Origin of the sequence: Fonticella tunisiensis, from assembly GCF_004364155.1 — a bacterium.
In the GTDB taxonomy this organism is placed as follows: Bacteria; Bacillota; Clostridia; order Clostridiales; family Caloramatoraceae; genus Fonticella; species Fonticella tunisiensis.
The window spans coordinates 1-6,110 of sequence record NZ_SOAZ01000050.1 but is presented as its reverse complement, the minus strand read 5'-3'; the positions used below and the strand labels follow the sequence as shown (position 1 = coordinate 6,110).

8 protein-coding genes and 1 other annotated feature are annotated in these 6,110 nt (G+C 35.7%); of the genes, 1 reads left to right on the top strand and 7 read right to left on the bottom strand.

The window, feature by feature from the left end; genetic code table 11:
• Positions 1 to 70 precede the first annotated feature (70 nt).
• The 5 genes from EDD71_RS14875 to EDD71_RS14855 all read right to left on the bottom strand — a co-directional run bounded on the left by EDD71_RS14875 (position 71) and on the right by EDD71_RS14855 (position 3,565).
• Positions 71 to 817, bottom strand: coding sequence for a DUF58 domain-containing protein (locus EDD71_RS14875; protein WP_133629499.1), 747 nt, complete (start codon positions 815 to 817; stop codon positions 71 to 73).
• Positions 810 to 1,757: an AAA family ATPase gene (locus EDD71_RS14870; protein WP_133629498.1), complete on the bottom strand. Its 948-nt coding sequence runs from the start codon at positions 1,755 to 1,757 to the stop codon at positions 810 to 812. Before EDD71_RS14870 ends, EDD71_RS14875 begins: the two co-directional genes overlap by 8 nt.
• Positions 1,758 to 2,009: 252 nt before the next feature.
• Entirely contained in the window at positions 2,010 to 2,660 is a 651-nt protein-coding gene (nth, locus tag EDD71_RS14865; protein ID WP_133629497.1) for an endonuclease III, read from the bottom strand.
• A gap of 208 nt (positions 2,661 to 2,868) precedes the next feature.
• Complete coding sequence (locus EDD71_RS14860) at positions 2,869 to 3,150, bottom strand: DUF503 domain-containing protein (RefSeq protein ID WP_133629496.1); 282 nt, start codon at positions 3,148 to 3,150, stop codon at positions 2,869 to 2,871.
• 64 nt (positions 3,151 to 3,214) lie between these two features.
• Positions 3,215 to 3,565, bottom strand: coding sequence for a phage holin family protein (locus EDD71_RS14855; RefSeq protein WP_133629495.1), 351 nt, complete (start codon positions 3,563 to 3,565; stop codon positions 3,215 to 3,217).
• 295 nt (positions 3,566 to 3,860) lie between these two features.
• Here EDD71_RS14855 and EDD71_RS14850 point away from each other — a divergent pair, with 295 nt between their 5' ends.
• The gene (locus tag EDD71_RS14850) at positions 3,861 to 4,121 is read left to right on the top strand and encodes a YkuS family protein (RefSeq protein WP_133629494.1); all 261 of its coding nucleotides are present in this window, start codon (positions 3,861 to 3,863) and stop codon (positions 4,119 to 4,121) included.
• A 30-nt stretch (positions 4,122 to 4,151) separates the two neighbouring features.
• Here the strand turns inward: EDD71_RS14850 and cysE are convergent, their stop codons facing one another.
• Positions 4,152 to 4,706 carry a serine O-acetyltransferase gene (gene cysE / locus EDD71_RS14845; RefSeq protein WP_133629493.1) on the bottom strand — a complete coding sequence of 185 codons (555 nt, stop codon included), beginning with the start codon at positions 4,704 to 4,706 and terminating at the stop codon, positions 4,152 to 4,154.
• Positions 4,707 to 4,710: 4 nt separating this feature from the next.
• Positions 4,711 to 5,625 carry a cysteine synthase A gene (gene cysK, locus EDD71_RS14840; RefSeq protein ID WP_133629492.1) on the bottom strand — a complete coding sequence of 305 codons (915 nt, stop codon included), beginning with the start codon at positions 5,623 to 5,625 and terminating at the stop codon, positions 4,711 to 4,713.
• A 69-nt stretch (positions 5,626 to 5,694) separates the two neighbouring features.
• Positions 5,695 to 5,929: a binding site (T-box leader), on the bottom strand.
• Positions 5,930 to 6,110 lie beyond the last annotated feature (181 nt).

The window sequence follows — 6,110 nt, the reverse complement described above, 5'->3', positions numbered from 1 at the left end:
CTTTCTTTGTTTAAAACTCCCTGTCTAAATTCCTGTTTTTTTAAAGAAGGCTAATTTTTCAGCTAAAATTTTAATGAGTTTTGCAATTGCCTAAACAGTCTTTTTTAAGGTCAAGTAAAATATGGATTGACGTGCTGCCGGTCATCTGGTAATCCTTTACATGTAAACTCCCCTTCTTTGCAGTAACCTTCCAGTGTATCTTCTTCACACTATCTCCTATGTTATATTTTCTTATATCAGATATGCTTGTATTGTCCTCATATGCCTTATTTTTCGTACTCATTGTTCCAAAGGACTGCATGGATTTTAAATTAAAATTAACTATTCTATGCACTTTTGGATACACCTTAACATATGTATTTGTATAAACACTTCTGTTCCATGCAAATGCACCGAACACATCTGATATCTTTAATTCAAGGGGCCCGATATCATAAATACCCCTGTATTTTATGGTAACATTACTTTTTACAAGTTCACGCTCTATGGGCATCATAGATATTATGGTAGGTCTTGGATTATTATCTGCCATACCGTCAGTAGTATGGTCTATTATTTCAACATAGGGTATTGGAAGCAGCGTGTCATTATCTATATATGACTGAATTGTTATAATATCACCAACGTAATAATCTTTGTTTTCAACCCTTTGAAATACGCTTATTTTTCTTGCTGTGAAAGCTGTCCATAGGTAGGAAATTATGAATACTCCCGATACCATATAGAATACCAGATAAGGTATTTGACCGCCGCCAAGAAGTGCCAGAGTAAGAGATGAAATAATAAGGACTATTACAGACTTCTTTATTTTAAGCATATCTTGTAACCCCTGGAATCATTATTGAATTAACTATTTTATCGATTGTTCCCTCGGGTGTTACTCCCCTCAGTCTGTACTCCGGCTTTAAAAGTATTCTATGTGCTAATACAGATTTTACAATAGACTTAACATCATCAGGAGTAACATAATTTCTGTTATATAGCACAGCCCTCCCCTGGCTTGCTCTGTATAAGCTCATCGTAGCCCTTGGGCTGGCTCCAAGAAGAATATCATCTCTTTCCCTTGTAGCTTTAATGATAGATAGAATATATCTTTCAATCTTCTCATCTACATAAGTATCTTTCACAACTTCCCTGAGTTTCATTATATCCTCAGGTCCTGCTGCAGGCTGAAGCTCAATCAGGGGATTTTCTTTCTTAAATCTCCTCATCATTGCAATTTCATACTCTTCATCCGGGTAGCCCATACTTATCTTCATCATAAACCTGTCGAGCTGTGCCTCTGGAAGTGGAAACGTGCCCTCATATTCGATTGGATTCTGAGTTGCCAGAACCATAAAAGGTTCCTGTAGCTTGTATGTAATTCCGTCTGCCGTTACCTGATGCTCCTCCATAACCTCTAGAAGGCTTGCTTGAGTTTTAGGTGATGTTCTGTTTATTTCATCCGCTAATATTATCTGACTGATTACGGGTCCAAATTTAAATTCGAACTCCCCCGTTTTTTGGTTATAAACAGAAACTCCTGTGATATCCGATGGTAAAAGGTCCGGAGTAAACTGAATCCTCTTAAAATCACAATTTATGGATTTTGCAATGGCATGTACGAGCATAGTTTTACCTACACCCGGAACATCTTCAATTAGTACATGTCCACCGCTTATTAAGCACACCAGTACCCTTTCTATCACTTGCCTTTTGCCAATTATAACCTTTTCTACATTTTCAATTATACTTTCCAATATCTTATTATTTTCCAAAATACCACTCCTTTCTTAATACAATTTTAACATATAATTACATTTTCTTCTATAAATTACTTAAGATAACTTCAATTTATCTTGCAAAAACTTTAAGAATTTTTTAAATATAATAGAAGAAAAAGAAGTAATACAGTTTAGCAGTTTCCAAGTTTTAGCTTTAGAAATATAATGTTTATATTCATTTATAGATAAAAAAGAGTAAGGGTTATGTTATATTATTTACCTTACTCTAATACTGTATATATTTAATTATTCTTCAGAGGTTTTTTTGCTTTTATTCAATTCCTCATAATAGTTACATAAACGATTTACAGGACATATTTCACATTTTGGCCTTCTTGCCGTACATACTTTTCTGCCATGCCATATAAGCCAGTGATGTGCCCTAGACCAATATTCCTTTGGTATATTCTCCATAAGCTGCATCTCAGTATCTTCAACATTATCAGCATGGGCAAGGCCTATCCTGTTTGAAACCCTGAAAACATGCGTATCCACAGCGATTGCATCAACTCCGAAGGCATTTGAAAGAACAACATTTGCAGTTTTTCTTCCAACACCCGGCAAACTTGTTAAATCTTCAAGGCGCTTAGGTACTTTTCCATTAAAATCGGTTAATATTTTTCTACTTGCATTAATTATATTCTGAGCCTTTGTTTTATAAAATCCACATGTTTTTATATAAGGCTCAAGTTCCTCCGGTTTTAAGGCTGCAAAATCCTCGGGTGTGTTGTATTTTTCAAAAAGTACAGCAGTTGCTTTGTTAACCGTTACGTCTGTTGTCTGGGCTGAAAGCATTGTTGCAACTAGTAATTCGAAGGGGCTTTTGAAATTTAATGCACACCCCATATCGCCGTAATGTTCTTCAAGTATTTCTAATACTTCTTTTATCTTTTCCATTTACATCACCATTTCTTATCGGATAACCTTTATAGATTCAAATTCCATCGGAAATAAGAGAGCCGGTTCATACAACTTTGTAATTACAAAAGTATAAACACTCCTTCAATATCTTCATTATAATATAATAATAACTTATGAACAACAGTGTATCCAATAACATACTTACCCTCTATAATAAAAAACAATAGCACAAAAGTTTTGTTGTTTAAAGCATTTCAATGTTAATAGTTATTATCTCCACTCTTCCGTCCTGTTCTATAAATTTTACAATCGAATTAAAAGTCGTATATATGACCTTTGTATCGTTGGATACACATGCCATCCCAATTTCAGATAGCTGCCATTTGTCATTTAGAGATATCTCTGCAACTGAAACATTATATTGGGATTTTATTCCAGTAATTATACTTTTCAGAATCTGTCTTTTTTCCTTTAAGGATTTAGGGGTAAACATTCTTAGTGTTATTGTTGCACTTCCTATCACCATGAGCATACTCTCCCAATTAAAGTAAACGCTTATATGAAATTGTTTTTAAGTTAGTTGGATTATTTCATGATATCAAAAAATTTATAATAGAACTGACTATACTAATTATTATAGATGCCAATATTGCAGCACCAAGATCTGAGATGGTAAAGCCTGCTGTTATTCCTGACACTATAAGCAGAGAAATACCATTAATAACGAATGTAAAAAGTCCAAGGCTCATTATATTAATTGGAAGGGAAAATATAATTAAAATTGGTTTTATAAGGGCATTTACAATACCAAAAACTAACGAAGCTACCAGAGCAGGTATAAATCCTTCGATATTTACTCCCTTTATTATACTTGCTGCTGCATATATTGCTATAGAATTGATAAAGGTTTTTAATAGAAAGCTGTTTTTGTTTTTCTTCATCCTATCACCTCACAATACATTTATGAATGTGTAGCCAGTGAAGCATATTTTTTGCCGCAGCGCTTTTATTAATAGATCAAGCTAACATAACAGATTAATCATATTATCTTTATATCACATAAACTCATATTTGAACAGATTATATTATAATTCCATGAAGTAAAGCGGTAACAGTATATGGAATATGTTTTCCTATTTTAACGGTGTTATTTAATACAGCATTACAATTTATAGAGTATAGAAAAATTAAATTTTATAAAAAATATATTCGTAATAAATTTTTGGAGGGATTTCTATGCGCAAAAAGGTAGCTATTGAAAAAAACCTTGTAAATGTACAGCAGTATTTTAAGGGTCATGGATATCAGGTAGACATGTTTGACGATACACAACTTCACAGAATTGAAAAAGTAGGAGACTATGACGCTATAATCGTTTCAGGTGGCAATATAGATTTTCTTGGAATACAGGATACATCCACTGAAGTGCCCGTTGTTTCAGCTGAAGGATTATCAGCTGAACAAATTTACAGCACAGTTCAAAACAGAAGAAAATAAAAATTAAATACCGGGCTAAGCCCGGTTTTTTTAAATCACAACATCAGAATATATATACAGTACCTTGTTTTTCTTAGAAGTAACTACCTTTGCAGGTATTCCGACCACAGTAGCCCTATCAGGTACATCCTTTAATACCACTGAGTTTGCACCAATTCTGGCCCCATTGCCAACTTTTATTGGCCCTAGAATCTTCGCACCTGCTCCAATCATTACGTTATCCCCTATGGTAGGATGTCTTTTTCCTTTTTCATTACCGACCCCTCCAAGTGTAACCCCGTGGTATATGGTAACATTATCTCCTATTTCAGCTGTCTCCCCAATTACAACACCCATTCCGTGATCTATAAAAAGTCCCTTTCCTATTTTAGCTCCTGGATGTATCTCAATGCCTGTAAGACTTCGTGCAATTTGAGATATTATTCTTGCCAGCGTGTATCTCTTTCTTAGGTACAGCCTATGCGCCAGCCTATAAAAGAGAACTGCATGCAGCCCTGGATAGCAGGTTAAAACCTCAAACAGCGACTTCGCTGCCGGGTCTTTTTTTAAAATGTTTCTCGCCTCATACAATATAGTCTTAAACATAATTTTATACTTCAAATAATTCTGTTGATAAATATCTTTCACCCGTATCAGGGGCAATCACGACAATTCTCTTACCAGGTCCTAGCTCGGCTGCTTTCTTTAGTGCTGCTGATATTGCAGCTCCGGAGGATATACCAACCAGTATTCCTTCCATTTTTCCAACTCTCCTCGATGTTTCAAAAGCATCCTCATTAGTAACCCTGACAATTTCATCTATTACACTTCTATCAACTATATCAGGAACAAATCCGGCACCAATACCCTGAATTTTATGTGGGCCCGGCGCACCTCCTGAAAGAACTGGTGAAGCCTCAGGTTCCACAGCAACAATCTTTACACCCGGAATCTCTCTCTTTAATATTTTTCCAACTCCCGTAATTGTTCCTCCCGTTCCAACTCCAGCAACAAAGGCGTCAATTTTTCCATCTGTTTGTTCAAGTATCTCAATAGCAGTAGTCTTCGCATGCACATCAGGGTTTGCAGGGTTTACAAACTGTTGCGGCATGAAATAGCCATTTTCTTCAGCAAGCCTTTGAGCCATTTCTATGGCACCTCTCATACCCTTTGCACCCTCTGTGAGAATTATTTCCCCGCCATAAGCCTTTACGAGTTTTCTTCTTTCTATACTCATGGTTTCAGGCATAACTATTATAACTCTATATCCCTTTGCTGTGCCTACCATCGCCAGACCTATTCCGGTATTTCCACTTGTCGGCTCGATTATAGTCTGCCCCTTCTTTAATAATCCTCTCTTTTCAGCATCTTCTATCATTGCCAGTGCTATTCTATCCTTTACACTTCCTCCCGGATTGAAATATTCCAGCTTAACGAAAACATCTGCTGAATTTTCCCCTGTAATGTTGTTAAGCTTTACAATTGGCGTATTGCCTATAGTTTCATAAATACTGTTAAAAATCATGATTTCTCCTCCTTTAGCATTAATATGTCTTAAATAGTTTTGTCAATAAAAAACCTTCCACCCCTGAAATTCAGAGGCAGAAGGTTAGTTCCGCGGTTCCACTCTGATTAGGCATAGTTGCCCATCTCGTTTTCGGCACCAACATGCCTTATCTCAATAACGGGAGAACCCGTAGCAGCCTACTAAACTTCAGCTTAACACTCACAGGTGCACTTCAGCCACATCATCACATAGGATTCTCTCAGCCGTGAAATCCCTCTCTGTATGCTATATATGGCCTACTTTTCCTGATCATAGTGTTTAATTCCTATTAAATTACTCGGATATCTTATCTTTATTCTAATACTCTGATATGTAGAAGTCAACAATATTTTTAAAATTATTTGCAAACTTAAATTGCAATATTAAATGCAACACCCCGTGAAAAAATCATGTAGAATAGGGTTAGTGTAAACCATACTTAACCTTAAGCCCATCTTAATTAC